The organism is Roseateles sp. (genome assembly GCF_019237615.1).
GTDB lineage: Bacteria > Pseudomonadota > Gammaproteobacteria > Burkholderiales > Burkholderiaceae_C > Pelomonas.
In genome coordinates this window covers 19,883-45,496 of sequence record NZ_JAFAGT010000023.1, presented here as the reverse complement: position 1 = coordinate 45,496, position 25,614 = coordinate 19,883, and the positions used below count along the sequence as shown (strand labels likewise).

Here is a 25,614-nt window from a genome sequence, read left to right as displayed (position 1 = left end):
AATTCAATTTACCGAATTGTGCATCAGGAGCGGCGCATGAGCCAGGCCTTCTACCAACACCTCCAGACCGAGCTGGACGGCATTCGCGCCGCCGGCCTCTACAAGTCCGAGCGCATCATCACGACGCCCCAGGGTGCCGTCGTGCAGACGACCGACGGCCGCGCTGTCATCAACCTGTGCGCCAACAACTACCTGGGCCTGTCGTCGCACCCCCAGGTCATCGCGGCGGCTCATGAAGCGCTGCGCACGCATGGCTTCGGCCTGTCGTCGGTGCGCTTCATCTGCGGCACGCAGGATCTGCACAAGGAACTGGAAGCCCGCATCGCCCGCTTCGTCGGCTGCGAGGACGCCATCCTCTACGCTGCGGCCTTCGACGCCAACGGTGGCCTGTTCGAGCCGCTGCTGGGCGAGCAGGATGCCATCATCAGCGACGCGCTGAACCACGCCTCCATCATCGACGGCATCCGCCTGTGCAAGGCCCAGCGCTACCGCTACGAGCACAACAACCTCGAGGACCTGGAGCGTTGCCTGAAGGAAGCCAAGGACAAGGGCGCACGCTTCACGCTGGTGTTTACCGACGGTGTGTTCTCCATGGACGGCACCATCGCCCAGCTCGACAAGATCCGCGAACTCTGTGACCGCTACGACGCGCTGCTGGGCATAGACGAATGCCACGCGTCCGGCTTCATGGGCAAGACCGGTCGCGGCACGGCTGAGTACCGCGGCGTGTTCGGCAAGATCGACATCATCACCGGCACCTTCGGCAAGGCGCTGGGCGGCGCCTCTGGCGGCTTCACCGCGGCGCGCAAGGAAGTCGTCGAGCTGCTGCGCCAGCGCTCGCGGCCCTATCTGTTCAGCAACACGCTGGCTCCCAGCATCGCCGGTGCTTCGCTGGCCGTGCTGGACCTGCTGGAAGGCTCGACCCAGCTGCGCGACAAGCTGGAAGCCAACACCGCCTACTTCCGCGAGGCCATCCAGGCCGCCGGCTTCGAGATCAAGCCCGGCACCCACCCGATCGTGCCCATCATGGTCTATGACGCGGTGAAGGCGCAGGAGCTGTCCAAGCGCATCCTGGAGCTGGGCATCTACGCCGTCGGCTTCTTCTTCCCGGTGGTCCCCAAGGGCCAGGCGCGCATCCGCGTGCAGATCTCGGCCGTGCACGAGCGCGAGCACCTGGAGAAGGCCGTCGCCGCCTTCGCCCAGGCCGGCCGCGAACTGGGCCTCGTCAAATGAGCACGACGCCTCGTATCCTCATCATCGGCGCCAATGGCCAGATCGGCACCGAGCTGGCCGCCGAGTTGGCCCGCCTGCACGGCAACGACGCTGTCATCACCAGCGACCTCAGCCCCCAGGGCCGGGTGCCTGCGCTCAAGCACGAGATGCTGGACGTCACCGACGCCGGGGCGCTGGCCACCATCGTCAAGCGCCACCAGGTCACGCAGATCTACCACCTGGCCGCGGCCCTGTCGGCCAATGGCGAAAAACACCCGATGTGGGCCTGGGACCTGAACATGAAGGGCCTGCTCAATGTGCTGGAGCTGGCCCGGCACGAGAAGCTGGACCGCATCTTCTGGCCCAGCTCCATCGCCGCCTTCGGCCCCAGCACGCCGGCTGTGGACACGCCACAGACAACCGTGATGGATCCGACGACCGTCTACGGCATCTCCAAGCTGGCGGGCGAGCGCTGGTGCGCCTGGTACCACGCCAAGCATGGCGTGGACGTCCGCAGTCTGCGCTACCCCGGCCTCATCAGCTGGAAGACGCCGCCCGGCGGTGGCACGACGGACTACGCCGTCGAGATCTTCCACGCCGCCATCAAGGAGGGCCGCTACACCTGCTTCCTGGAGGCGGGCCAGGCCCTGCCCATGATGTACATGCCGGACGCGCTGCGCGCCACCATCGAGCTGATGAACGCGCCGGCTGATCGGGTCAGGCAGCGCGGCAGCTACAACCTCGCCGGCGTCAGCTTCACGCCGGAGCAGATCGCCGCCAGCATCCGCCGCCGCCTGCCACAGTTCACAATGGACTGCGTGCCTGACTTCCGCCAGGCCATCGCCGCCAGTTGGCCCCAGCGCATCGCCGACAGCGACGCCCAGGCCGACTGGGGCTGGCAGCTGCGCTACGACCTGGACGCCATGGTTGACGACATGCTCGACGAGCTGTCGCGGGAACTCGGACGGGGCTGACGGTCGGCGGCCGCTGGCCGGTTGGCCTGTTAGGCTGGCGGCCATGAAGCATGCGCTGATCCTCCTTGTCGCCGGGACCGCGGTCCTGCGCGCGGGCGCCCAGCAGGCCGAGCAGGAGCCGGAAGACCAGCCAGCCCGCTACCTGCTGGGAGTCTCCGTCGCGAGCCGTCCGGAGTACGACGGCGCCAGCACGCGTCAGACCAAGCTCAAACCGCTGTGGGCCTTCCAATGGGGGCGCTGGCGCATCAGCACCTCGGGCGGCAGCGCGCTGCTGGGCTTCGGTCGCGACGGCGCCGGCGCGGGGGCCAGCACGCTGCTGGTCGACAGCAGCAGGCTGCGCCTGGGCGTGGCCTTGCGGGTGGACGGCGGACGCAACAGCGGCGACGCCACCACCACCGAGGGCCTGCCGGACGTGAAGCGCACGCTGCGCGCACGGCTCTACGCCAACTACAGCCCCGTGCCCGACTGGAGCCTGGGCGCCAACCTGTCCCAGGACCTGCTGGGCCGCAAGGGCGGGCTGACGGCCGGGGTGGACCTGGGCTGGCGCTTCTACCGCAGCACCACGCTGGAATGGACCAGCGGCATCGGCCTCGCTGCGGGTGACGCGCAGAACCTGCGCAGCTACTTCGGCGTGCCGGAATCCGCTGTGGCGAGCAGCGGCAAGCCGGCCTACAACCCGGGTGCAGGGCTGCGCGACGTGCATGCCGGCGTGAGCTTCACGCGCTCGCTGACCCAGCACTGGACCGCCTTCGGCGGCGTCGGCGCCAGCCGCCTGGTCGGGCCGGCCGCGAGCAGCCCGCTGACGCAGCAGCGCAACGGCAGCTATGCGAACCTCGGCATGGCCTGGCGGAACTAGAACTTGATGCGGCCCAGCCAGATGTCGCGGTACATCACCCAGTCGCCCATCAGGCTGTAGAGCGGGTACTTGAAGGTGGCCGGCCGGTTCTTCTCGAAGAAGAAGTGGCCTATCCAGGCAAAGCCGTAGCCGCACAGCAGGCCATACAGCAGCCAGACCAGCGCCCCGGTGGTGAACAGCTGCCACATGCAGATGAGGACCAGCGTCAGGCCGACGAAGTGCAGGCGCCGGCAGACCTGGTTCCGGTGCTCGCCCAGGTAGAAGGGATAGAAGTCGGCGAAGCGGGTGAAACGTTCCGTGCTCATGAGCCCATTCAAGCGCGCCGGGCCGCCCGCGGCAAGCGGGGATGCCCTGCCGCCTAGGCCTGCAGCGCCACCCGCAGCGCGGCCAGTACCGCGTCCGGTGCCTCCGCCATCAGCGCGTGGCCGGCCGGCACCATGTGGATGCGCGGCTTGAGCAGGCCTCCCAGGACGGCGTTCTGCCTGGGCGACGTCATCTGGTCCAGCGTGCCGAGGATGAAGTGCACCGGACAGGCCACCCGCGCCGCCGCGGCCTCGCCGCCGGCATAACGGTCGCAGACCTGGAAATCGTTCTCGAACAGATTCACCGCCGTCTGGCGCGACTGCAGCCGGCGCATCAGCGCCAGAGAGCCGCCGCGAAGCCAACTGCCCGGGCCGGGGTAGCCGGGCTTGGCGCTGGGGATCGAATGCGAGAACGCAGTGACCATGGCCATCGCCGCCTCGGGCTCGTCGCGCGCCGTCGTCAGCAAGGCCTCCGAGACCTTCATCGGATAAGCAGTGCCGACCATGACGAGGTTGGACGCCCGTCCGGCCGCTTCGAGCGCGATCAGCGAGCCCATGCTGTGGCCCACCAGGGTGGCCTGACGCACGCCGACTGCGTCCAGCAGCCGGTGCAGCCAGCCGGCGATGGCCTCGATGCTGGTCAGCGGCGTGCCACCGCTGCGGCCATGGCCCGGGAGGTCCACGGCCAGCACGCCAAAACCGTGGTGGGCGCACCAGCGCGCCAGCAGCGTCCAGACGCTGTGGTCGTTCAGCGCGCCGTGGATGAAGACGACGCAGGGCAGAGCGGGGTCGAAGGTCTTGCCACCGGTGTAGGCATAGGCTTCGCGGGAGTCGACGGTCAGCTTCATGCCTTGCTCGCTGCTTTGAGCGCCCGCTTCAGGTCGTCGATGAGGTCGGCCGGGTCTTCCAGGCCAATGGACAGGCGGATCGTGCCGGGGCCGATGCCGGCCTGCGCCAGCGCCGCGTCGTCCATGCGGAAATGGGTGGTGCTGGCCGGGTGGATGACCAGGGACTTGGCGTCGCCGACATTGGCGAGGTGCGAAAAAAGCTTGAGCGACTCAATGAAGGCGCGGCCCTGCTCGCGCGTGCCCTTGAGGTCGAACGAGAACACCGCGCCGGCGCCGCGCGGCAGCAACTGCTGCGCCAGCGCGTGATCGGGGTGGGAAGCCAGGCCGGGATAGCCGACCTTGGCCACCGGCGACTGGGTGGCCAGGAACTCGGCGACGGCCTGGGCGTTGGCGACATGCTTTTGCATGCGCAGCGGCAGCGTCTCCAGCCCCTGCAGCATCAGCCAGGCGGTGTGCGGGCTCATGCAGGCGCCGAAGTCGCGCAGGCCCTCGCGGCGGGCGCGCAGCAGGAAGGCGCCGACGGTGCTTTCCTCGGCGAAGACCATGCCGTGGAAGCCGTCATACGGCTCGCACAGCGTGGCGAACTTGCCGTGCCGGTCGTGGGCCGCCTGCCAGTCGAAGCTGCCGGCATCCACGAGCACACCGCCGACGACGGTGCCATGGCCGCAGAGGAACTTGGTGGCGGAGTGGTAGACCAGGTCCGCGCCCAGCTCGGCCGGGCGCTGCAGCCAGGGTGTCGCGAAGGTCGCGTCCACCAGCAGCGGCACGCCGGCTTCGTGGGCGATGGCGCTGACGGCCGGGATGTCCAGCACGTCGAGGCCGGGATTGCCCAGCGATTCACCGAACAGCAGCCGCGTCTCGGGCCGGATGGCCGCGCGCCAGGCGTCCAGGTCACGCGGGTTCACGAACGTCGTCTCGATACCGAAACGGCGCAAGGTGTAGTGCAACAGGTTGTGGCTGCCGCCGTACAGCGCCGTGCTGGCAACGACATGGCCGCCGGCGCCCATCAACGTGCAGATGGCCAGGTGCAGGGCAGCCTGGCCACTGGCCGTCGCGATCGCGCCTATGCCGCCGTCCAGCGCCGCCATGCGCTCCTCGAAGACGGCCGTCGTCGGGTTGGAGATCCGGCTGTAGACATGGCCGGCTCGCTCCATGTTGAACAGCGACGCAGCATGCTCGCTGGACTCGAAGACGAAGGAGGTGGAAAGGTGCAGTGGCGTCGCCCGCGCGCCGGTGCCCGGGTCGGGCGTGGCGCCGGCATGCAAAGCCAATGTATCGAAGCCTGGCATGGTGTTTGTTTTGGGTGGAGTCGCGGGCATTGTGTGCTATGTTGACCGGGCGTATTCGTCTCGGAGGCCCCCATGAAAGTCGTCGATATCCTGCGTGTCAAAGGCGGCACCCTGTTCACTGTTTCTCCGGATGAGCCCCTGAAGGAATCCCTCGACGTGATGGCCGAGCGTGACATCGGCTCGCTGGTGGTCATGGACCATGGCGAACTGGTCGGCATGCTGACTTTCCGCGAGGTCATCCAGGCCATCGTCAAGAACGGCGGTGGCGTCGGCTCCACCATCGTGCGCACCGTCATGGACGACCACCCGCTGACCTGCACGCCCGAGACCGAGATCGACGAGGTGCGCCGCATGATGCTGGGCCGCCACGCGCGCTACATGCCGGTCATGAACGGCCGGACGCTGATGGGCGTGATCTCGTTCTACGACGTCGCCAAGGCCGTCGTTGACAGCCAGGACTTCGAGAACCGCATGCTCAAGGCCTACATCCGCGACTGGCCCGTGGAGGAGCAGAGCGCGGGCGATTCCACCCAGGCCTGAGCGTCGCGCCGGGCAAAAAAGAAAGCGGCCCCAGGGGCCGCTTGTCGCTGGTGCGTGAGGTCAGGGCCACAGCGCCGCCGGCATGGCCTCGGCCGGGATGACGGCACCACGGTGCTGGATGACGGTTGCGGCCAGCGCGTTGCCGGCGGCCGCGGCCACCGCGGGAGGCTGGCCGTGCAGCCGTGCCGCCAGGTAGCCGGCCGCAAAGGAGTCGCCGGCCGCCGTGGTGTCCACGACGCGCTCGACGCGCCGCGTGGGCACGGCCTGGAACTCGCCCGGCAGCCGGGCCACCAGCGTGTCTGCCTGGCCGCGCTTGACGACCAGCTCCGTGCCATCGCCGCAGCGTGCGCGGCACTGCGCCAGTGCGGTGTCTTCGCCGCCGCTGCCGGGGAACAGCGCCATCTCGTCGTCCAGCGTCACCAGCGCGACGCTGGCAGTCGCGTAGGCGTCGGCATAGGCGCGCTGCGCGACGGCGGCGTCGGGCCACAGTCGCGGGCGGTAGTTGTTGTCGAACACGACGCAGGCGCCGCGCGCGTGCAGTCGCTGCATCAGTGCGAGCAGCCGTGCGCGGTCGGTCTCCGGCAGGATGGCCAGGCTGATGCCGCTGACGTAGAGGAGGTCGATGTCGGCCTCGCGGGCCAGCAGCGGGCTGGCGTCGCTGGACAGGTAGCGGCGCGCGGCGCTGTCGTTGCGCCAGTAGGCGAAGCGGCGCTCGCCATGGGCATCCACCTGGATGGTGTAGAGCCCCGGCAGTTCGCCGGCGCGGCGCTGGACCCAGGTCGTGTCCAGGCCTTCGGTGCGCCACGCTTCGAGCATCGCGGCGCTGTAGAAGTCGGCGTCGCCGAGGGCCGTGGCGTAGCCGACGCGGTAGGCGTCGCCGGCCAGGCGCGCCAGGTAGACGGCCGTGTTCAGCGTGTCGCCACCGAAGGCCTGGCGCAGCAGGCCGGCACCGGCGTCGCTGAGTTCGATCATGCATTCGCCGACGGCGACGGCCATCGGCGCCCGCGTGGCGCTGGGGGCGAGAGAGTTCATGGTGGAGGGGGCCTCGGTCTGCGCCGCGGCCGGCAGGTCAGCGGCCTGTGGCGGACAGCGACTGATTGACGAAGTAGTCGGGACGGAACGCCCGCGTGGCCTCGATGACGGGCAGCACATGGTCCAGGTGCTCGCGCATCGCGTCGCTGGCCGCGGCGGGGTCGCGCCGCGACAGCGCCTCGACGACGGCGGTGTGTTCCTCGACGACACCCGCCATGCGGCCCTCGATGGGCAGCGTCAGGCGGCGGAAGCGGTCGATCTGCGTCTTGGCCTGCAGGATGGTCAGCCACACGCCGGGGAAGCCGGCGATGTCGGCCAGCGTGGCGTGGAAGGCTTCGTCGGTGGCGTGAAACCCCGCCATGTCGGCCGCGGCGACACAGTCGCGCTGGCGTTCCAGGATGGCCTGCAGCGCCGCGAGGCCGGCGGCGTCGACGCGCCTGGCGGCGCGTTCGACAACGGCGATCTCCAAGGCAGTGCGCACCAGCATGGCCTCTTCGAGCTGGTCGATGGGGATGCGCGCAACGAAGGTGCCGGAGCGCTGCATGATCTCGATCAGGCCTTCCTCGGCCAGGCGCTGCACGGCCTCGTGCACGGGTGTGCGGCTGACGCCATGCTCGGCGGCGATATCGCGCTCGATGATGCGCATGCCGGGCGGCATTTCCATCTCCAGGATGCGGTGGCGCAGATCCTGGTAGACGCGGCGGGCTGCGGTGGTGGCGGTGCCGTTCACGGCGTTTGGAAGCATCGTCGACGGGGTTGAGGGGGCGCGACCCGCAGGCCGCGCGTCGGTACGTTATGGATTATGGAATCGCCCGGGCGGGGCCGGCCCTCGGGGTTTCGATAGCCAGCCCCGCATCGCGGCTTACCAGCCGGTGCCGTTGGGGCTGGTCAGCGACGGGAAGTCCACGTAGGCGCGGCTGCAGTCCACGATCTTGGACGGGTCGACCGCCTGCGTCGCCATGCCGTTGACGGTGATGCGGCGGGCGGCATCCGGCAGGATGGGCAGGTTCACGCCGCTGAGCGTCAGGTTGGCGTCGGACGAGATCAGGTCCATGCCGTTGGGCGTGTCCGTGACCACGTTGGTCATCGTCATGACGAGCGGGTACTGCGGGTTGGTGTAGCCGCCGGTGTTGGCCTGGAAGCCCATCAGCTTCACGTTGGTCTTGCCCTGGATGCTGACGTTGCTCAGGTAGATGTCGTGGAAGTTGGGGATCAGCGGACCGCCGGCAGGCAGCGCCTTGGTGCTGTAGTAGGGCGTGAAGAGCAGCGCGTTGATCGTCTTGCGGATGCAGATGTTGTTGTAATAGACGTTGCTGACCTCACCGCCGCGCGCGTAGTCGGACTTGATGCGCAGGCCTTCCTCGGAGCCGTCGAAGCTGTTGTCGTAGACGTAGACGTTCTTCACGCCGGCGTTGGTCTCGCTGCCGATCGAGATGCCGTGACCCCAGTAGATGTGGTTGTGGGCGATCATGATCCCGTACTTGCGGTCCTTGCGCACGTCGCGATTGCCGTCGATGCCGGGCAGGCCCGAGCCCGCGGGGCTGGGGTTGTTGCTGCCCTTGAGCACGATGTCGTCGTCACCGGTCGAGATGAAGTTGTACGCGAACACGACGTTCTTCAGGTAGCCGTCGAAGGAGATGTTGGCTGCCGAGGTGGTCGCGCTGCCGGTGCTCAGCTTGCCGGCGGTGGGCTTGCTGGCCGAACCGGGGTCGAAGGCGTCGGTGTTCTTGACGTTGTCCTCGTCGAAGGTCGCGCCGGTGTACAGCGGGTTGCCGTTGCCGGCCGGGTTGGCGAAGGCTGCCTGCGACGGCGTCTGCACCTTCACACCCCAGACGGTGAAGCCGTCCACGCCCGCGGGCACGACGTGGAAGTTGGCGCTGTTGTTCAGCGTGACGCGGTACAGCGTCAGGTTCTTCGCGTAGTTGAAGACCATCATGCGGAAGTTGGACTGCGATCCGTAGCCCGTCGTGCCGTTCTGCACCATGTTGCCCAGATAGGCCAGGTCCCACCAGGTCATGTTGCGGGCCGAGCTCTTGGAGTCCACGAAGGTGCCGCCGTTGTCGCAGGAGGTGCCGTCGGCGGCCTGCTGGTCCTTGGCGTAGGACACGTAGGTGTTGGAGCAGGTCATGTCCACCTTCATCAGCGGGTAAAGCTTGTTGGTGGTGACGATCTCGGCGTAGGCGCGGCTGTCGATGCTGCCGTCGCCGACCACGGCCGAGTTGACCAGGTTGTTGCCGTTGATCAGCGCCGAGCAGTTGCCCGAGCTGCCGGCCTTGCTGGCGCTGACCGCGGTGTTGCCGCAGTAGGGGCCGGCCTTGACGGGCGAGAAGCGCGTCACGTCGCGGGTGGCGAACAGCGTCACGCCCTTGTCGATCCACAGCGTCACGCCGGAGGGCAGCGTCAGCGGGCCGCTGATGAAGCCGTTGCCGGGGCCGCTCTTGTTGGTCACCAGGCGCACCGCGAACTTGCTGGCGCGGTACTCGGGCTTGGCCAGTTCCTCGCCGGTGGCGCCGGCGATGTTGACGTTGGCCAGGTTGGCGGCCTTCTGCGCGGCGGTGGCCGCGGCGTCGGCCGCGGCGATCTTGGCGCCGACCTCGGCGTCCACTGCGGCGCCGCAGGCGTCCAGCGCGGCCTGGATGCGGGCCTGGTCGGGGTTCACCTTGGCCGGGTCGGCGGCGACGCCAACGCCGGCGACCGACGGGTCGGCCTCGGGCGGCAGCGCGCCATCAGGGCGCTTGACCAGCGTGTTGCTGGCTTCCAGCGTCGCGCAGACCTGCGCGTCGCTGGGCAGCGACGGCTCGGGCGGCAGGTCGGGGTCGAAGCTGGTCGTGCCGACCTGGAAGGGCTTGGCCGATTCATAGCTGACCGCGCCGGGGTTGCTGGCGCCGCCGCCGCCGCCGCAGGCGGCGAGCGCCAGCAGGCTCAGGCCGGCGACGGTGCATAGCAGCGCGGAGGCGCTGCGGGATTGGCCCGATTTGGGCGTGGCAAGGGTCATGGAGGTCTTCATGGACATCCTCAAAATGGGGTGCAGTGGAGGGGGGCGCGGCGTCAGAAGCTCGCGATCAGGCCGATGCCGATGGCGCGCGGGCTGTCGCCGGGCGACAGGTAGGCGTCCGGGCTGCCGAGGTTGGCGCTGAACAGCGGCGCCTGGCCGAGGTTCACGCTCTGCTGGGCATGGTTGCGGATGCGCGTGCCGTAGACGTAGGTCGTCAGCAGGTCGTTGATCTTGTACTTGGCGCCCAGCGAGATCTGGGTGGCCTTGTAGTCGTCGGGGCTGCCGACGGCGGCATTGGACAGGCGACCGATGCGGCCTGCCGACAGCATCACCGTGGCGTGCTCGCCGATGGGCTGGGCGACGGAGCCCATCAGGCCGGTCTGCTTCATGCTGCCGTTGAGCAGCTGCGGGTAGATGCTGCCCGGCGCGGGCGGCACGAACTGCTGGAAGCCGTAGCGGGCCTGCTCGATGCCGGCGCCGATGTAGGTCTTGGTCGGCAGCTGGTAGCTCGCGACCAGCTTGGTGTAGCGCGCGGACGCGCCATCCTGGCCGGCCAGGCGGAAGCCCCAGCCCTGCTCGCCGCGCGCGACGTCCACGCCGGTGCTGCTTTGCTGGTCGAAGCCGACGCCGACCTGCAGCGCGCCGATGCGGTACTTGACGCCCAGCGATGCGCGGCCGCGGTTCAGGCCGCCGCTGCGCGCCTCGTCAAGGCCGTAGGACACGGCCGCCTGCAGGCCCTTCCACTCGGGCGAGAAGTAGTGGACCGAGTTCTTCAGCCGGGCTTCGCCGCGGCTGAACACGCTGTAGTTGTTGCCGGTCAGCTGGGCCGAGGTGTTGTTCCACAGGTCCAGGCCTTGCACGCTCAGGCCCAGGTTGCCGCCCAGCTCGCCGCCGGAGCCGACCAGGCTGCGGTAGGCCGAGTCATAGTTGCCGACCAGGAACTTGCCGAAGCGCACATGCTCCAGGCCGACATAGCTGTTGCGCGAGGTCAGCGTGGAGGTCGAGCCGGTGTCGCTGACGCCACCCTGGTCGAAGCTGTTCAGGCTGGCTTCGATCTGCAACACGGCCTTGAGCTCGGCGTCGACCGCAAAGCTCATCAGCACGCCCAGGCGCGAGTTGCCGTCGGTCACGCGGCCGCGCTGCTGGTAAGGCGTCGTGCCGCCCGAGGCCTGGACGGACTCGAGTTCGGCGTTGATGAAGCCATAGGGCTTGAACGTCACCGGCGGCAGGTCGGCCCGCGCTGCCAGTGGGGCGGCCAGCAGGGTCGCCGCGGCCGCTGCCAGCGTGCAGCGCTGGAAGCTGTTGCGTGTCGTCATCGTTGTCTCCTGGAAGGGATGGGAGGGGGTGAAGCCAGACTCCGGTGCAGCCGGGGCCTGGCGGAGGGAAAGGGGGGCTCAGGACGTTGCCGCTGCGGTGCCGGCAGGCGTGGGCTCGGGGGCGGCGCGCAGGTGCTCGCGCGCCATCAGGCACACGATGGCGGCGGCGACCAGGTCGAAGGCCGCCAGCACGACGAACAGCGGCGCATAGCCGATCTTGGTGACCAGCACGCCGAACACCAGCGTGAAGGCGGCGGCGCCCAGGTAGCCCATCATGCCGCCCATGCCGGTTGCAGTCGCGACCTCATGCTTGCCGAACATGTCCGACGTGACCGAGTACAGCGCGCCCGACAGCGTCTGGTGCGCAAAGCCGCCCACGCACAGCAGCGCGATGGCCGCATAGGGGCTGGCGACGATGCCGACGCAGGCGGGGCCGACCATGCAGATCGCGCCGAACACGACGACGATCTTGCGCGATGTCAGCAGCGACACCTTGAAGTGCTTGTGGCAGAACGGGCTCAGGTAGCCGCCCAGCACGCAGCCGATGTCGGCGGCCAGGAAGGGCAGCCATGCGAACATCGCCACTTCCTTCAGGTTCATGTGCCGCTCCGTCATCATGTAGAGCGGGATCCACGCGTTGAAGGTCTGCCAGGCCGGCTCCGACAGGATGCGTGGCAGGCCGATGGCCCAGAAGTTGCGGCTGGTGATGATCTCGGTCCAGCGGCGCTTGCGCACATTGGGGTCGCTGTACTGGGCCTCCTGGCCGCCGACGATATGCTCGCGCTCGGCCTCCGAGAGGCCGCCGTGGCGTCGCGGGTGCTGGTAGAACAGCATCCACAGGAAGGTCCAGACGATGCCGACGACGCCCACGATGATGAAGGCCGTCTCCCAGCCGCCGTTGAGCAGTGCCCAGACGACGAGCGGCGGCGCCAGCAGCGCACCGATGGACGAGCCGATGTTGAACCAGCCGATGGCGACGGAGCGTTCCTTGGCCGGGAACCATTCGGTCACAGCCTTCACGCCGGCGGGGATGCCGGCGGCCTCGCTGGCGCCCAGGGCGCCGCGGAAGAAGGCGAGGCTGGCCCAGCCGGTGGAGAAGGCCGCGCCAGCGCACACCAGCGACCAGGCCAGCGCGAAGATCGCGAAGCCCAGCTTGGTGCCGATCAGGTCGACGATGTAGCCGGCGATGGGCTGCATGAAGGCGTAGCACAGCTGCCAGGCGACGACGATGTGCGCGTACTGCTCGGTGCTGATGTTCAGCTCCGTCATCAGCGTGGGCGCGGCCACCGACAGCGTGTTGCGGGCCAGGTAGTTGACGATCAGCCCCGTGGTGACGAGGCTGACCATCCACCACCGCAGTCCTTTGATCTTTCGCATCAGGTTGTCTCCAACGACTCGTTTTCATTCATGGCCGCCCGTGGCCGGGCGGCCCTTGGTCACGCCGGCTCTGCGGCCGTTTGCGGGGTATCCAGCCGGTGCAGCGCGCCGCGCATGCCGGCTTCGTCGATCGACGCCAGCGCGGCGCCCAGCGCGGCGGTGAAGCCGGGGATCTCGTTCAGGTCGCGGCCCCACAGCGCCTCGCGGGCCAGCACGCGCCGTGCCAGCTCCTGGCGCGTCAGCCGGTCCGCATCCACGTCGGCCCAGGCGGCGGCGAACCATTCGAGATGGGCGGCGTCGTCGGACAGCGCGATGCGATCGCCGCGGTACAGGCGCACGGTCGCCGCCAGCGCCAGCACCAGGCGGGCCGGCAGCGCGCCCTGGCGGGCCTGGTAGGTCAGCAGCTGCGGCAGCACGCGTGCGGCGAACTTGGCCCAGCTGTTCAGCGCGATGGACTCGAGGCGGTGGTGGATGTAGGGATTGCGGAAGCGCCGCAGCACGGCGGCCGCGAAGGGTGCCAGCTCCTCGCGCGGCAGCGGCAGCGAGGGCATGATTTCCTGCTCCAGCGTGTCGACGAGGAAGGCGCTGATCTGCGCGTCGGTCATCGCGGCACCGACGCTGTCCACGCCGGCCAGCAGCGCCACGGGCACCATGACCGTGTGGCCGCCGTTGAGCACGCCCACCTTGCGTTGCTTGTAGGGACGGATGTCGTCGACCAGCTTGATGTTCAGGCCGGCGCCGGCGAGCTTGAGCTCGTCGGCCAGCCAGCCCGGTCCCTGGATGACGAAGAGGTAGAAATGTTCGGCCGTGACGAGGAACTGGTCGCTGTAGCCCAGTTCGTCCTGCAGCGCGGCGATCTCGTCGGCCGGGTAGCCGGTGACGATGCGGTCCACCAGCGTGGAGCAGAAGGTGCAGGCCTGGTCCAGCCAGACGGAGAAGCCGGGCTCCAGCGCCCACAGCCGACCGAAGTGCTGCACCGCGGCCTTCAGCGCCGGGCCGTTGTCGTCGATGAGCTCGCAGGGCAGCAGCACGACGCCGGACTCCGGCGTGCCGCCGAAATGGCGCCAGCGCTCGTGCAGCCAGCGCGTCAGCTTGGCGGGGAAGCTGGCGGCCGGGCGGTCCTCGTAGCGGTCGGTGTCGTTGACGGCGATGCCCGCCTCGGTGGTGTTGGACACGACGAAGCGCAGGCCTGGGCGGCGCGCCTCGGCGAGGTAGTCGTCGAAGTGCCGGTTCAGGTCCAGCTCGCGCTGCACGCATTCGACCTGGCGGAACTCGCGTACCGGCTGGCCGTCGTCGTCCAGGCCGCGGATCAGCGTCGTGAACAGTCCGCCCTGCGCGTCCAGCAGGGGCAGCGTGGAGCGGTCGGTGGGACGCACGACGACGACGCCAGCGTCCAGGCCGGTGCGCTCGTTGAGCAGGTCGATCTGCCAGTCGATGAAGGCACGCAGGAAGTTGCCTTCGCCGAACTGCAGGAACTTGATGGGCCGCGCAAAGGGCGCGGTGCGGTGCAGAGTGTCCATGGGAGAAGCAGGAGAGGGCGTTACAGCGAGATGTCGCGGCGCCAGAAGATGAAGTCGTACTGCTGCAGGCGGTCGGCCTTGGCGCGGTAGCGGCCCGCCGCGGTGTCGACGACGAGCTTGAACAGGTCGTTGGCCACCTCGGGCAGCGGCTTGCCGTCGATGACGGGGCCGCAGTCGAAGTCGATCAGCTCGGACAGGCGCGCGGCGACGCGGCTGTTGGACGCGATCTTCAGCACCGGAACGATGGGGTTGCCGGTGGGCGTGCCCAGGCCGGTGGAGAACAGCACCACGTTGGCACCCGACGCCACGATGCCGGTGACGGACTCGACGTCGTTGCCGGGCGTGCACAGCAGCGACAGGCCCTGGTCGGGCGTGGACTCTCCGTAGTCGCGCACCGCGACGATGGGTGAGCTGCCGCCCTTCTTGGACGCGCCCGCCGACTTCATCGCGTCGGTGATGAGGCCGTCGCGGATGTTGCCGGGGCTGGGGTTATCGGCGAAATGCGTGCCGACCGCGAGCGCCTTGGCCTCGAAGTCGCGCATCAGGCCGAGGAAGCGGCGCTTGTCGTCATCGTTGACGCAGCGCTCGATCAGGTTGGCCTCGACGCCGCACAGCTCCGGGAACTCGGCGAGGATGGACGAACCGCCCAGCGCCACGACCATGTCGGAGACCTGGCCCATGGTCGGATTGGCCGAGATGCCGGAGAAGCCGTCCGAGCCGCCGCACTTGACGCCGATCTTCAGCGCCGACAGTGGCACCGGGCGGCGCTCGGCCTTGTTGGCCTCGGCCAGCGCGGCCAGCGTGTCGCGCACGACGGCCTGCATCATGGCCTGCTCGCCACCGTCCCACTTCTGCTGCTCGTAGACCAGCAGCGGCTTGTCGAAGTTCGGGTTCTGGCGCGTCAGCGCCTCCTTGAACATCGAGATCTGCGCGTTCTGGCAGCCGAGGCTGAACACGGTCACGCCGGCCACGTTGGGGTGGTCGGCGTAGGCCGACAGGATCTTGCACAGCTCGCGCGCGTCGGCGCGGGTGCCGCCGCAGCCGCCGTTGTGCGTGATCATGCGGATGCCGTCCACGTTGGGGAACGGCCGCGCACGTGGCGCAGGGGCGGCCATGTCCTCGTTCAGCAGCGACAGCGTGAACGCGGCCAGGTCGTCGCCGGCATAGCCCAGCGGCCGCTCCAGCGCGTTGCGAAGGTGTTCGACATTTCGGTTTTCGCAGAACACCAGCGGGAAGATCAGCCAGTAGTTGGCCGTGCCGATGCGGCCGTCGGCGCGCACGACGCCGGGGAAGGTGGCGTCCTTCCACTCGGACACGTCCGGAGCGGTCCAGTGGTAGGGGGCGCTGGCGCCGATCTCGACCTCGGCGGCGTAGTGCTCCAGGTTCTCGGTCGTCACGGCCTCGCCGCGCTTGATGGACTGCGTCGCGCGGCCCACCGGCACGCCATACAGGCGCAGCAGGTCGCCCTTCTGGAAGGCGTGGCGCGCGAACTTGTGCTTGCGGGAGACCGGCGTGCCGATCAGGAAGCTCTCAGCCTCCCAGCGCACCACCTCGCCCTGGGCCAGGTCGTCCAGTGCGACCAGCATGTCGTCATCCGGATGGATGCAGAGGATCTTCTGCAGGGAATCGCCGTTTGTGCTCATGACTTAGAACCCGAAGTAGTTCTTGGCGTTGTCGTAGCAGACGCCGCGCACGATCTGCGAGAGCGCGTCCATGTCGGCCGGGTACTCGCCGGCGGCGACCCATTGGCCCAGCTGGCGGCACAGCAGGCGACGGAAGTAGTCGTGGCGGGGGTAGGAGGCGAAGCTGCGCGAGTCCGTCACCATGCCCACCGAGGTGCCCAGCACGCCGTGGTTGGCCAGCGTCTGCAGCTGGGCGAGGTTGCCGTCCTTGTGGTCGTTGAACCACCAGGCCGGGCCGAACTGAAGCTTGCCGGCGCTGCTGCCGTCCTGGAAGGCGCCGATCAGCGTCGACAGCACCTCGTTCATCGCCGGGTTCAGGTTGAACAGCAGCGTCTTGGGCAACTGGCCGTCGGCGTCCAGTGCGTCCAGCAGGTCGGCCAGGCCAGCGCTGGTCGTGAAGTCGGCGATGGAGTCGTAGCCGGTGTCGGGGCCCAGCGTCGCGAGGCGGCGGCGGTTGTTGTTGCGCTGCGCGCCGATGTGCAGGCACATGGCCCAGCCGTGGCGGGCGTAGCTGCGGCCCAGCGCCTCCAGGAGGCCGCGCTGGTAGGCGGCCTGTTCGGCGTCCGTCAGCTGCTCGCCGCGCACGCGCTTGGCGAACAAGGCCTCGCACTGCGCGGGCGACGTGGCACCCACCGGCAGCGCGCCGTCGATGGCGTGGTCGGAGATGCGCGCACCGCGGCTGTGGAAGAAGCTGACGCGGTTGTCCAGCGCGGCGACCAGGCTCTCGAACGAGGTGATCGCGATGCCGCTGGCCTGCGACAGCCGGCCCAGGTAGTCGACGAAGCCATCCTTGTTGATGCGCATCGCGTTGTCCGGGCGCAAGGCCGGCAGCACGCGGGTCTTCAGCGCCGACGCGGCGATCTCGGCATGCTGGGCCAAGTCGTCGGCCGGGTCGTCGGTCGTGCACGCGACCTCGACTTTGGCCTGCTCCAGGAAGCTCCAGCAGTCCATCTCGGCCAGACGCGCGTTGGCGCGCTTCCAGATCTCGGCGGCGTTGGCGGCGTTGATCGTCAGGTCGATGCCGAACAGGCGGCGCAGCTCCAGATGACTCCAGTGGTGGATGGGGTTGCCTGCGGCCAGCGGCAGCACGCGGCAGAAGGCATGGAACTTGGCTTCATCGGGCTGGTCACCGGTGATGAAGTCCTCCGTGACGCCGGCGCTGCGCATCAGTCGCCACTTGTAGTGGTCGCCGCCCAGCCACAGCTCGGCCAGGTTCCTGAAGCGCTTGCGCTCGGCGATCTCGCCCTGCTGCAGGTGCGAGTGGTAGTCGATCACCGGCAGCTCGGCCGCCACGTCGTGATAGAGCTGGCGGGCGGTGGGGGTGTCGAGCAGGAAATCCTGGTCCAGGAAGTCGGGATGCATGTCTGTGCGGTTGGGGCTGAGGGGGAGGCGGTGCGCCGCTGTCTTCGCGGCCGTTTCGGGCTTTTGAAATATCAATAGAATAATTCTGATATTTCAGATCGGCAAGCGGGACCAACCCTGCTTTACAACAGGCATCGCGACGTCGCGTTGCCGACCGCATCGATGGGGCCGCCGGCCTCGTCCGCTACAGGAACGCGACATGCAAGCGAAAACGGCCGCAAGGCCCTGGAAGATTTCGAGCCAGCTGCTGCTGGCCTTCGGCCTGGCCGCGGTGCTGATTGCCGCGATCGGCGGCTTCAGCCTGCTGCGGCTGCGCGAGCTGAGCGCGATGCAGGCGCGCATGTACGAGGCGGAGGTGGTGCCGCTGGCACTGCTGCGCAACGCGTCCTGGCAGGCGGCCACGCATTTTCGCCGCAGCTATCCCTACATCCTGAAGCACGACTCCGCGGCGCGCGCGGAGACCGTGGCGCTGAACCGGAAGAGCGCCGACGACATCGTCCGTGCCGTGGAGTTCGAGCGGGCGCACGCGGAGGGGCCCGAGCACGGCGAGCTGCTTGACGAGTTCGGCCGCACCTGGCCGCGCTACCTGGAGTCCGTGCAGCGCCTGCAGCAGGCTGCCGCGGCCGGCGACGACGAGGCCGCGTTCGCCGAGCTCAACAAGACCACCGACCCGCTCCACGTGGCGGTGCGCAAGCAGATGGTGAAGTTGGGCGAGATGCGCGAGGCTGCGGCGCGGCAGCGCGTGGAGGCCGGCGCGGTGCTGGTGGCGCGCCAGACGCAGTGGCTGGCCGCCATGGTGGTCGCAGCCGTGGCGCTGGCCGGCGTGGCGGCCTGGGTCGTCACGCGCCGCATCACGCGCGCGCTGGGGGCGGAGCCGGCCGATGCGCGTGACTTCGTCGAGCGCATCGCGGCAGGCGACCTGGGCAGTCGGCTGCGGTTGCGCGAGGGCGATCGGGACAGCCTCGTGGCCCATCTCGTCAAGATGCGCGACGCGCTGGCGGCCGTCATCGCCGACGTGCGCGGCGGCGCCGAGCAGGTGGCCGGCGCGGCGCAGGAGATCGCCCAGGGCAACATCGACCTGAGCCAGCGTACCGAGCGCCAGGCCAGCGCGCTGCAGCAGACGGCCGCGACGCTGGAGGAGTTCGGCGCCGCCGTGCACCAGAGCGCCGACCGCGCGCAGGCGGTGGGCCAGCTGGCCGGCCAGGCCGGCAGCCAGGCCGAGCGCGGCAGCGGCGTCGTGCGTGAAGCGGTCGACAAGATGGTGGAGATCCGCGACGGCTCGAACCGCATCGCCGAGATCACCGGCCTCATCGACGGGCTGGCGTTCCAGACCAATCTGCTGGCGCTGAATGCGGCCGTGGAGGCGGCGCGTGCCGGCGAGCAGGGGCGCGGCTTCGCGGTCGTCGCAGCCGAGGTGCGCAGCCTCGCGCAGCGCAGCGCGGCGGCGGCCAAGCAGATCCGCCAGTTGGTGGACGCCAGTCGTGGCCAGGTCGGCGAGGGCGTGGGTCTGGCGCAGGCGGCCGGCGGCGCGATGGAGGAGCTGCACGCCGCGGTGCGCCGCGTCGCGTCGGCGATGGACGAGATCGCCAGCACCGGCGAACAGCAGCGAGCCGGCATCGACCAGGTCGGCGCGGCCGTGCAGGACATGGACCGCACGACGCAGCAGAATGCAGCGCTGGTCGAGGAAACCGCCGCGGCGGCCGCCAGCCTGACCGCGCAGGCGCGTGGACTGGTGGACGCCGTCGCGGTGTTTCGCTTGACGGACGGCGAAGCCTTGCGCCAGTAAACTGGCCGCAATCAGGCCCAGCGAACCCATGTCAGGCAGCACCTTCGGCGAACTCTTCCGCGTCACCAACTTTGGCGAGAGCCATGGGCCGGCCATTGGCTGCGTCATCGACGGCTGCCCGCCTGGCATGCAGCTCAGCGAGGCCGACATCCAGCCCGAGCTGGACCGTCGCCGCCCCGGCACCAGCCGCCATGTGACGCAGCGCAACGAGCCGGACGCCGTGAAAATCCTGTCCGGCGTCTACGACGGCGTCACGACGGGCACGCCCATCTGCCTGCTCATCGAGAACACCGACCAGCGCAGCAAGGACTACGGCAACATCCTCGACACCTTCCGCCCCGGCCACGCCGACTACACCTACTGGCGCAAGTACGGCGTGCGCGACCCGCGCGGGGGCGGCCGCTCGTCGGCACGGCTGACGGCACCCATGGTGGGCGCAGGCGCAGTGGCCCGCAAATGGCTGAAGCAGGCCTATGGCACCGAGTTCCGCGGCTGCATGACGCAGCTGGGTTCCATAGTGATTCCCTTCGAGGGCTGGGAGCACGTCGGCAACAACCCCTTCTTTGCTGCCAACGCCAGCCAGATCGCCCAGCTCGAGGTCTACATGGACGAGTTGCGCCGGGCCGGCGATTCCGTCGGCGCGCGCATCCGTGTCGAGGCTACCGGCGTGCCGGTGGGCCTGGGCGAGCCGCTGTTCGACAAGCTGGATGCCGACATCGCCTACGCGCTGATGGGCATCAATGCCGTCAAGGGCGTGGAGATAGGCGCGGGCTTCGGTGTCGTCGCGCAAAAGGGCACCGAGCATGGCGACGAGCTGAGCCGGGAAGGCTTCGCCAGCAACAATGCGGGCGGCATGCTGGGCGGTATCTCCACCGGCCAGGACATCGTCGCCAGCATCGCGATCAAGCCGACCAGTTCCATCCGCTCGCCCAAGGCCAGCATCGACCGCGCCGGCAATCCGGCGACGGTGGAAACCTTCGGTCGCCATGACCCCTGCGTGGGCATTCGCGCCACGCCCATCGCCGAGGCCATGCTGGCCCTGGTGCTGATGGACCATGCCCTTCGTCATAGAGCGCAATGTGGCGACGTGGTGCTTCCGATAGCCCCGATTCCGGCCGCTCGTCCCACCTGACTTGCAGTTCGTCCGCGCCGGCGTCGGCCTGATCGCCGGCCGGTGCAGCTCAGCCCTCGCAAACCGCGTTTCGTCACAAGCCCGCTGCACCGCGGTGCTCTCATTTCTAGACTGCAAAGGTCTGTATCAGAGAGCGTTTGGGGGAGTCATGCGGAAGTCTTGGAAATTGGGTGGCATTGCCGCCATGGTGCTGGTGGTGGGTGGCGCCGGCGTGGCCGTCATGGCCAGCAAGGGCGACGGCCCGAAAAAGCCGGGCGAGGGCAAGCCGCAGACGGTGCTGGAGTTCGTGCCCAGCGAGGTCGTCAAGCCAACGCTGGCCGCCATGCCGGCACAGATCGAATTCAGCGGCCCGCTGGTGGCGCCGGGCACGGTGGTGGTGCGCGCCAAGTCCAACGGCACGCTGCTGAACCTGGCGGTGGCCGAAGGCAGCCGCGTGCGTGCGGGCCAGGCGCTGGGCCAGGTGGACCTGGAAGAGTTGCGCTACCGCATCGCCGAGCGCGGCGCCAGCGTGGAGGCCATGCGGGCGCTGATGGAGCAGGCCGAGCGCAGCTACAAGGCCAACGAGGGCCTGGCGGCCAAGAACTTCATCGCGCAGACGGCGCTGGACAACTCCCGCGCCGCCTATGAATCGGCCCGCGCCAACTGGAATGCCGCCAAGGCCCAGCTCGACACCAGCCAGGTGACGATGCGCCAGGCGGCCCTGGTGGCGCCCATCAACGGCGTCATCGCCAAGCGCCATGCGCTGCCGGGCGAGAAGCTGGCCGCAGAGCAGCAGATCCTGACCATCGTCGACCTGGCCAAGCTGGAACTGGCCGGCCTGGTCGGCACTCACGAGGTGAGCCGCCTGCAGCCGGGCATGACCGTCAAGATCAGGGTCGAGGGCGTCGATCAGCCGGTCGACGCCAAGATCGCGCGCATCGCGCCCAGTGCGGAGCCGGGCACGCGCTCCATCGGCGTGACGCTGGTGCTGGACAACCCGAAGGAGATCTACCGTGCCGGCCAGTACGCCGTCGCGACCGCCGTGCTGGAGGACGACAGGCAGCGCCTGACGCTGCCGACCACGGCCATCACGCGCAACTCCGGCCAGGAGCAGGTCTGGCTCATCGAGAACGGCGTGCTGGCGCGCCGCATCGTCACGACGGGCCGCACCGACGCCCGCGACGGTCGCATCGAGATCCTGAACGGCATCAAGCCCGACGCTCAGGTGCTGGGCGCGCGCTTCGAGAACCTGAAGGAAGGCGACAAGGCCGTCATCGTGTCGGCCAAGTCCAAGATCGCCGTGGCCGCAGGCCAGGCGACGGTGACGCAATAACAAGACAGGGAGGGCACCACCATGTGGATCACCCGAGTTTCCATCCAGAACCCGGTGTTCGCGACCATGGTCATGGTTGCGCTGTGCGTGCTGGGCATGTTTGCCTATGTCCGCCTGGGCGTCGAGCAGATGCCCGAGATTTCGCCGCCGGGCGCCTACATCGACGTGCGCTATCCGGGCGCCAGCCCGGAAGCCGTCGAGCGCGAGATCGCCAAGCCGCTTGAAGAGGCGTTGAACACCATCGCCGGCATCGAGCGCATCCAGTCGCGCAGCTTCGAGGGTCGGGTGCAGACCAACGTCGAGTTCAGCCTGAACGCCGACATGGGCCGCGCGATGCAGGACCTGCGCGACCGCGTCTCGCAGGCGCAGGCGGCGTTTCCCAAGGACGCCAAGCCGCCCATGGTCGTCCGCTACCAGGGCGAGAACGCCCAGCCCATCATCGTGATGGCGCTGCTGTCGCCCAACCGCGGCGCCCGCGAGCTGTCGATGATGGCCGACCTGATCGTCGCCAAGCGCCTGGGGCGCGTGGAGGGCGTGGCCAAGGTGGACGTGGGCGGCATGGTCACGCGCGAGGTGCGCATCGACCTCGACCCCATGCGGCTGCGCGCCTACGGGGTGACGCCGGCCGAGATATCCAAGGCGCTGGCCGAAGCGAACGCCGACCAGCCCGTGGGCCTGCTGTCCGACGCCTACACCGACGCAACGCTGCGCGTCGAGGGGCGCGTGAAGGATCCCAAGGCCTTCAGCCAGATCGTTGTCGCGCGCCGTGGCAACCTGGCGCTGACGCTGGGTGACCTGGGCACCTTGGTAGAGCGCGAGCGTGAGCGCGACAGCATCGCCCGCATCAACGGCCAGCCGTCGGTGACCTTCAACATCTTCAAGCAGCAGGACGCCAACATCGTCGCCACCGGCGATGCGGTCCAGGAGGCTGTGACGGAGCTGCGCAAGGTGCTGCCCAAGGATGTCGAGCTGCGCGTCATCTACTCGAACAGCGACTGGGTCAAGAATTCGCTGAAGGGTTTGAAGCACACGCTGATCGAAGGTGCGCTGCTGACCGTGGCCATCGTCTTCATGTTCCTGCACAGCTGGCGCTCCACCATCATCACCGGCCTGACGCTGCCCATCGCCGTCATCTCCAGCTTCATCGCCGTCTACGCGTTCGGCTTCACGCTGAACTTCATGACGATGATGGCGCTGTCGCTGTGCATAGGCCTGCTGATCGACGACGCCATCGTCGTGCGGGAGAACATCGTCCGCCATGTCGGCATGGGCAAGGATCACCACACCGCGGCCGCCGACGGCACCAACGAGATCGGGCTGGCCGTCATGGCCACCACGTTCGCGATCTGCGCGGTGTTCGTGCCCGTGGCCTTCATGAACGGCATCATCGGCCGCTTCTTCTATCCCTTCGGCATCACGGTCGCCGTGGCCGTGCTGATCAGCCTGTTCGTCAGCTTCACGCTGGACCCGATGCTGTCCTCGGTCTGGCGCGACCCGCCGAGCGCGCGCATCCGCCACTGGCCCGTCCTCGGCCACATGATCCGCGCCACCGACTGGGGCATGGAGCGCCTGCACGATGCCTACGAGCGCCTGATCGCCTGGGCCTTCTCCGGCCGCCGCTACCGCGTTTTCGTGCCGCCCGTGCCCGCCTATGGCCGCCCCTTCGATGCCGACGGCAAGCGCATCAGGACGGCCAAGCGCGTGCTGCGCTTCGCGACGCTGACGCCGCGCGGCCTGGTGATGTGGGGCGCCGCGGGCAGCTTCGTCGCGGCGCTGATGCTGGCGCCGATGGTGGGCAGCGAGTTCGTGCCCGAGACCGACAACGGCTTCACGCAGATCAACCTGCGCCTGCCCAACGCATCCAGCGTGGACCGCAGCAACGCCAAGGTGCTGCAGGTGGAGGAGCTGCTGCGCGCCTACCCCGAGATCAAGACGGTCTCCACCGTCGTCGGCGCCACCGGCGACAACATGGCCACCGGCCGCAACCAGGCGGCGCTGAACATCAACCTCGTGGACCGCAGCGAGCGCAGCAGAAGCATGAAGGAGGTGGAGAACGCCATCCGTGCCGACATCGCCCGGCTGCCGGGCGTCGAGGTCAGCGTGGGCAACAACAAGCCCGTCTGGGTGACGCTGCTGGGCGCCGACTCCGAGGTGTTGACGCAGACGGCCAACGACTTCGCCGCCAAGCTCAAGCAGATCCCCGGCATCGTGGACGTGGACACCACCGTCAAGCCCGGCCTGCCGGCCTTCGCCGTGCGGCTGAAGGGCTCGGCCATCCGCGAGCTCGGCCTCACCGCGCCCCAGGTCGCCGCGTCGCTGCGTGCCTACGTCAACGGCGAGGTGGCAACCTACTGGACGACGCCGGACGGCAACCAGGTCGAGGTGCTGCTGCGCCTGCCACGCGAGCAGCGCGAGCGCGTCGAGCAGATGGCCAAGCTGCCGGTGGCCTTCTCCAAGGACGGCGCGCCCATTGCGCTGGACCAGGTCGCCACCATCGAGCCGGTCTTCAACCCCGAGGTGATCCGCCGCGAGAACCTGCAGCGCCGCGAGGCGGTGTTCGCCGGTGTGCAGGGTCGCCCTAGTGGCGACGTGAACGCCGACGTGCAGAAGCTCATCAAGTCCACGCAGCTGCCCCCGGGCATCAGCTTCAAGGTGGACGGTGCCGGCAAGCAGCAGGCCGAGGCCTTCAACGGCCTGCTCGCGGCCATGGGCCTGGCTGTCATCTTCATCTACATCGTGCTGGCCAGCCAGTTCGGCAGCTTCATCCAGCCCATCGCCATCATGGCCTCGCTGCCCCTGGCGCTGATCGGTGTGATGCTGGCCCTGCTGCTGTGGCGCTCGACGCTGAACGTGTTCTCGATGATCGGCCTGGTCATGCTGATGGGCCTCGTGACGAAGAACGCGATTCTTCTCGTGGACTTCGCCAACCACGCCCGCAAGGCCGGCGCGACGGTCGCCGAGGCGCTGCGCGAGGCCGGCCTGACCCGGATGCGCCCCATCATCATGACGACGGCCGCCATGGTCTTCGGCATGCTGCCCATGGCAATCGCGCTGAATGACGGCGGGGAGATCCAGGCACCCATGGGCCGGGCCATCATTGGCGGCGTCATCACGTCGACACTGCTGACGCTTGTCGTCGTGCCGGTGCTCTACAGCTACCTGGTGCGCGACAAGAAGAAGGTTGCCCAGCCGGCGGCGCAGGATGTCGCCTCGGTCCTGCCGCAGCACGGCATGCCCGGCGCCATGCCGGCGGACAAGGAATGAGCCTGGCCTGAACCCCATCCCTCGAGCGCTCACGCGCCTGGGCCGGTCGCTTCGGTGACCGGCCCTTTTTTTTCAGATTCATCGCCGAACTCCCAAGAAGGCGACTTAAAGAACGCGACTTTCAGAATTGAAAGTTTGGTTTTCTTCCAGGACACCTGGCCCGCGCGAGCGGGGGTGGGTTGCTCAGAGGCCGCGCGCCAGGGTGTCGACGGGCTTTACAGCCCCGGACTCGCAGGCCTGGTGCTTCATGGGGCATGCGTTGATTGGCCCGGAGTTTGCTTGTGGTCGGCGAACAGCCTGGAGATCAAGATGAACCTGCGCACCGTCTTCGCCGCCGCCGCATTGGTCCTTTCGACCTTGGCCGCGAGCGCCGCCCCGGTCCTTGTCATGCAAGGCGTGGGGGGCGTGGACCTGAACCACCTGATCCTGGGCCAGACCTTCCAGGTCGAGGTCATCCTCACGGGCGATACGACCAGCGAGGTCGATGCCGGAGGCTCCGGCGGCGGGAGCCTGGCGGATGGTGCGCCATTCCTGAAACTGACAAACATCGCCATCGGCACGCTGGGCAAGGGCGTCGACTGGACACTGGACCCCTCGCTCTTCATCCTGGACTTCCAGGCCGTGGCAGAAGGCTCGGGCTTCATCAGCACGGCCGGGCAGTGCCTGAACTCCAACCTGCGGAACTATGGCTGCGAATTCTCCAGCGGCCCGCTGGACTTCACCGTGCGCGATCCCAACCGCCTGCCCGAGCCCACCAGCCTGGTCCTGGCCGGCCTTGCGCTGCTGGGCCTGGGCATCATCCGCCGCCGCTGACC

Annotated in this window: 20 protein-coding genes; 9 read left to right on the top strand and 11 right to left on the bottom strand. The window is 68.7% G+C overall.

The features are described 5' to 3' along the window. Window positions 1–36 precede the first annotated feature (36 nt). From kbl to JOY88_RS04425, 3 genes are read left to right on the top strand one after another with little or no spacing between them, the layout of a single operon-like run. On the top strand, window positions 37–1,233 hold the full coding sequence (kbl, locus tag JOY88_RS04435; protein WP_293500694.1) for a glycine C-acetyltransferase: 1,197 nt from the start codon (window positions 37–39) through the stop codon (window positions 1,231–1,233). After that, window positions 1,230–2,186 (top strand): L-threonine 3-dehydrogenase, SDR-type, encoded by a 957-nt coding sequence (locus JOY88_RS04430; RefSeq protein ID WP_293500692.1) that lies wholly within the window; start codon window positions 1,230–1,232, stop codon window positions 2,184–2,186. The genes kbl and JOY88_RS04430 overlap by 4 nt, the downstream gene beginning before the upstream one ends. 43 nt (window positions 2,187–2,229) lie before the next feature. Next, window positions 2,230–3,042 carry a MipA/OmpV family protein gene (locus JOY88_RS04425; protein ID WP_293500690.1) on the top strand — a complete coding sequence of 271 codons (813 nt, stop codon included), beginning with the start codon at window positions 2,230–2,232 and terminating at the stop codon, window positions 3,040–3,042. On the opposite strand, the gene JOY88_RS04420 is transcribed toward JOY88_RS04425, so the two are convergent. From JOY88_RS04420 to JOY88_RS04410, 3 genes are read right to left on the bottom strand one after another with little or no spacing between them, the layout of a single operon-like run. Continuing rightward, the gene (locus JOY88_RS04420) at window positions 3,039–3,347 is read right to left on the bottom strand and encodes an Mpo1-like protein (protein ID WP_293500688.1); all 309 of its coding nucleotides are present in this window, start codon (window positions 3,345–3,347) and stop codon (window positions 3,039–3,041) included. The genes JOY88_RS04425 and JOY88_RS04420 overlap by 4 nt on opposite strands. 53 nt (window positions 3,348–3,400) lie before the next feature. After that, the gene (locus JOY88_RS04415) at window positions 3,401–4,192 is read right to left on the bottom strand and encodes an alpha/beta fold hydrolase (protein WP_293500686.1); all 792 of its coding nucleotides are present in this window, start codon (window positions 4,190–4,192) and stop codon (window positions 3,401–3,403) included. Continuing rightward, window positions 4,189–5,481, bottom strand: coding sequence for an O-acetylhomoserine aminocarboxypropyltransferase (locus JOY88_RS04410; protein WP_293500684.1), 1,293 nt, complete (start codon window positions 5,479–5,481; stop codon window positions 4,189–4,191). The genes JOY88_RS04415 and JOY88_RS04410 overlap by 4 nt, the downstream gene beginning before the upstream one ends. Window positions 5,482–5,553: 72 nt before the next feature. Between JOY88_RS04410 and JOY88_RS04405 the strand changes: the two genes are divergently transcribed. Then, window positions 5,554–6,021 (top strand): CBS domain-containing protein, encoded by a 468-nt coding sequence (locus JOY88_RS04405; protein WP_293500682.1) that lies wholly within the window; start codon window positions 5,554–5,556, stop codon window positions 6,019–6,021. 60 nt (window positions 6,022–6,081) lie between these two features. On the opposite strand, the gene JOY88_RS04400 is transcribed toward JOY88_RS04405, so the two are convergent. The 8 genes from JOY88_RS04400 to uxaC form a co-directional block, all read right to left on the bottom strand. Further along, on the bottom strand, window positions 6,082–7,053 hold the full coding sequence (locus JOY88_RS04400; RefSeq protein ID WP_293500680.1) for a sugar kinase: 972 nt from the start codon (window positions 7,051–7,053) through the stop codon (window positions 6,082–6,084). Window positions 7,054–7,090: 37 nt separating this feature from the next. After that, window positions 7,091–7,783: a GntR family transcriptional regulator gene (locus tag JOY88_RS04395; RefSeq protein WP_293500678.1), complete on the bottom strand. Its 693-nt coding sequence runs from the start codon at window positions 7,781–7,783 to the stop codon at window positions 7,091–7,093. Between the two features lie 132 nt (window positions 7,784–7,915). After that, window positions 7,916–10,066: a glycoside hydrolase family 28 protein gene (locus JOY88_RS04390; RefSeq protein ID WP_293500676.1), complete on the bottom strand. Its 2,151-nt coding sequence runs from the start codon at window positions 10,064–10,066 to the stop codon at window positions 7,916–7,918. A 35-nt stretch (window positions 10,067–10,101) separates the two neighbouring features. After that, window positions 10,102–11,364, bottom strand: coding sequence for a porin (locus JOY88_RS04385; RefSeq protein ID WP_293500674.1), 1,263 nt, complete (start codon window positions 11,362–11,364; stop codon window positions 10,102–10,104). Between the two features lie 78 nt (window positions 11,365–11,442). Continuing rightward, entirely contained in the window at window positions 11,443–12,741 is a 1,299-nt protein-coding gene (locus tag JOY88_RS04380) for an MFS transporter (protein ID WP_293500672.1), read from the bottom strand. 59 nt (window positions 12,742–12,800) lie between these two features. Further along, complete coding sequence (locus JOY88_RS04375) at window positions 12,801–14,261, bottom strand: tagaturonate reductase (RefSeq protein ID WP_293500670.1); 1,461 nt, start codon at window positions 14,259–14,261, stop codon at window positions 12,801–12,803. A 20-nt stretch (window positions 14,262–14,281) separates the two neighbouring features. Beyond that, window positions 14,282–15,904 carry a UxaA family hydrolase gene (locus JOY88_RS04370; RefSeq protein WP_293500668.1) on the bottom strand — a complete coding sequence of 541 codons (1,623 nt, stop codon included), beginning with the start codon at window positions 15,902–15,904 and terminating at the stop codon, window positions 14,282–14,284. Window positions 15,905–15,907: 3 nt separating this feature from the next. Continuing rightward, entirely contained in the window at window positions 15,908–17,305 is a 1,398-nt protein-coding gene (gene uxaC, locus JOY88_RS04365; protein ID WP_293500666.1) for a glucuronate isomerase, read from the bottom strand. A 199-nt stretch (window positions 17,306–17,504) separates the two neighbouring features. Here uxaC and JOY88_RS04360 point away from each other — a divergent pair, with 199 nt between their 5' ends. The 5 genes from JOY88_RS04360 (at window position 17,505) to JOY88_RS04340 (ending at window position 25,612) form a co-directional block, all read left to right on the top strand. Continuing rightward, window positions 17,505–19,091, top strand: a complete 1,587-nt coding sequence (locus JOY88_RS04360; protein ID WP_293500664.1) for a methyl-accepting chemotaxis protein — start codon at window positions 17,505–17,507, stop codon at window positions 19,089–19,091. A 28-nt stretch (window positions 19,092–19,119) separates the two neighbouring features. After that, window positions 19,120–20,223, top strand: coding sequence for a chorismate synthase (gene aroC / locus JOY88_RS04355; RefSeq protein WP_293500662.1), 1,104 nt, complete (start codon window positions 19,120–19,122; stop codon window positions 20,221–20,223). A gap of 148 nt (window positions 20,224–20,371) precedes the next feature. Beyond that, window positions 20,372–21,535, top strand: a complete 1,164-nt coding sequence (locus JOY88_RS04350) for an efflux RND transporter periplasmic adaptor subunit (protein WP_293500660.1) — start codon at window positions 20,372–20,374, stop codon at window positions 21,533–21,535. A 21-nt stretch (window positions 21,536–21,556) separates the two neighbouring features. Beyond that, a complete protein-coding gene (locus tag JOY88_RS04345; protein WP_293500658.1) occupies window positions 21,557–24,799 on the top strand; it encodes an efflux RND transporter permease subunit in 3,243 nt (1,080 codons plus the stop codon). A 309-nt stretch (window positions 24,800–25,108) separates the two neighbouring features. Then, window positions 25,109–25,612, top strand: coding sequence for a PEP-CTERM sorting domain-containing protein (locus JOY88_RS04340; protein ID WP_293500657.1), 504 nt, complete (start codon window positions 25,109–25,111; stop codon window positions 25,610–25,612). The last annotated feature ends 2 nt before the right edge of the window (window positions 25,613–25,614 follow it).